Below are 2,274 nucleotides of genomic sequence, written 5' to 3'. Positions count from 1 at the left end.
TGTCTTTTAAGTATTCATTTAAAGAAAATGGAACATAAAAAACTGCAACTCTATATTTAACAATCGCTTTACAGTAAATATTTATGATTTTTTAAATTAAACAAAGAATAATGATATGTAATTCCAGTTACTTTTTAATCATCTAAGCACTTTGGTGAATACAAAAAGAGCAATTGATTTAATGAAGAGCGTTTATAGGTATGGATTGCCAAGATACAAGTGGATGCAGTCAACACGCTGATTTTTTTACTTTTCTTATATGGAGAAAACAGATTAAATATTGGTAAGTACCTTATATTTGAATAGGATCCGAAATCTGGATATTCACATAAATACAATAAATTACTTGTAAAGAAATACACTAGCAAGTTACTCTGTTCCCAAGAATTTAGTGAATCCAATCATTAGAGGTTTAAGTCAACCATTGATGTAGGGTTTACTTGGAGTATTAGAATTGAAGATATTGTTTTAAAAATTAGTTGAAACTTCGTAAAGATTCATGGATATTAAAAATAAACCAGCCGAGAACTTAACAAAAAGTCTCGGCGGTTTTATTTTTAATAAGTATAATAATGAACTGTTAAGTATTATCTAACGAATAATCCTACGATTGTTCCAGTTAAAACTGAACCTAATGTAGCAACTAGTAAAACTTTTAAACCAATTTTAGCAAAAAGCTCTGATTGTTTTTTATCAATCGCAGCAATAGCACCGTATATAATACCAATTGATGAAAAGTTTGCAAATGATACTAAGAATGATGACACAATCGCAACGGTTTTCGTCGATAATTTAGGGATGAGTTTTTGGAAGTCAAGCATCGCTACAAACTCATTTGCTGCAACTTTTGTTCCCATTATTGATCCTGAACGTACTAGTTCATGAGTTGGGATTCCCATTATGTACGCCACTGGAGCGAATACATATCCTAATATTTCAGTAAATGTCATACCGAAAATCGAATTGAAAACGAAATTAATCATAGCTAGTAAGCCAATGTAAGTTATTAGCATTGCACCAACAATTAGTGCAACTTTACCGCCATCAAGAGCACCGTTACCGATTGCCTCAAATAATGATTTTTCTTTAATCATGTCTTTAACATTAATTTCTTCATCTTGTTCTGATGTTACAGGACTTACCATTGATGATAGTATTAAACCTGAGAATACATTGATCGGTAGTGCAACTAGTACATATTCTGGAGGAATCATTTGCATATAAGCACCTAAAATTGAACATGAAACTGCTACTAATGATGACGTTACAACTACGAATAAACGGTTAGGTGTAAGTTTGTGTAATTCGGATTTTACTGAAAGAATGGCAGTTGTATCACCGAAAACCATACTATTTACCGCAACGAAAGATTCAATCTTTGGTAATCCAGTTACTTTAGCAACTGCACCACCAATGTATCTAATTGCTAATGGAAGTATTCTTGTATAAGTTAAAATTGATAATAATGAAGATACGAAGACAATCATCATTAATACGTTAATCCAGAAATAACCTTTTGTTGATAAATCACCGAATACAAACGCAATACCTTCATTACCAAATGATAAAACTTTATTAAAGAATGCAACAATCTTTTTAAGAATCGTTTGTCCAATGGATGTATTAAGCATAAACCAAGCTATAATTAACTGGACAACTAACATAATTATTACGGCTTTATAATTAATATTCTTTTTATCATTCGACATTGACCAGGAAATAGCAAGTAAGAGAATGATGCCGATAATTGCGATTATATATGTCATTAATTTTCCTCCAAACTACAAAATGTAGAATAAATTTCTAATTAGCAATATTATTATTTCCAATCAAATTAAAAATATCATTAATCAGTATTAAGTTATTTAAATAAATAATTGCACTAATTTCATGCCTCCCCATACGCCAATAATTCCACATATCGCAGAAAATACTGGAGGTGCAGGGATTGGTAATTTAATAAGAGTAAAAACAACTCCAACAATTAACCCTGCCAATAAGCTCATAATTATTTCATGCATTTGATATTCACTCCTAAAAAATTTTTCGAAAAAGAGCAATTGAAGAACATTTAAATTGAAAATTGCTGATTTAGTTTAAATTTAATAGAAGTAGTATCCCCAAAATAAATTTAAAACCTCATAATTTAAAATTTGAACACATAAGAAAACGCTAAAATAGAAAAGAATGATGCCGTTAGAAAGGTAAAATTAGAATTCTTAGGGAATATATTGTAAAAAGTAATTTCTTAATTTAATTGCTTAACTTGTAGAT

General features: G+C 29.8%; 2 protein-coding genes. Both read right to left on the bottom strand.

What is annotated here, in order from left to right; all coding sequences use genetic code 11:
* Window positions 1–587: 587 nt before the first annotated feature.
* On the bottom strand, window positions 588–1,766 hold the full coding sequence (locus ACFCYN_RS25340) for a NupC/NupG family nucleoside CNT transporter (RefSeq protein ID WP_172444535.1): 1,179 nt from the start codon (window positions 1,764–1,766) through the stop codon (window positions 588–590).
* 99 nt (window positions 1,767–1,865) lie between these two features.
* On the bottom strand, window positions 1,866–2,021 hold the full coding sequence (locus tag ACFCYN_RS25335) for a XapX domain-containing protein (protein WP_098118254.1): 156 nt from the start codon (window positions 2,019–2,021) through the stop codon (window positions 1,866–1,868).
* Window positions 2,022–2,274 lie beyond the last annotated feature (253 nt).

It is taken from the genome of Gottfriedia sp. NPDC056225, assembly GCF_042267765.1.
GTDB lineage: Bacteria > Bacillota > Bacilli > Bacillales > Bacillaceae_G > Gottfriedia.
The sequence above is the reverse complement of the archived record's forward strand: the minus strand, read 5'-3'. Positions and strand labels throughout refer to the sequence as shown.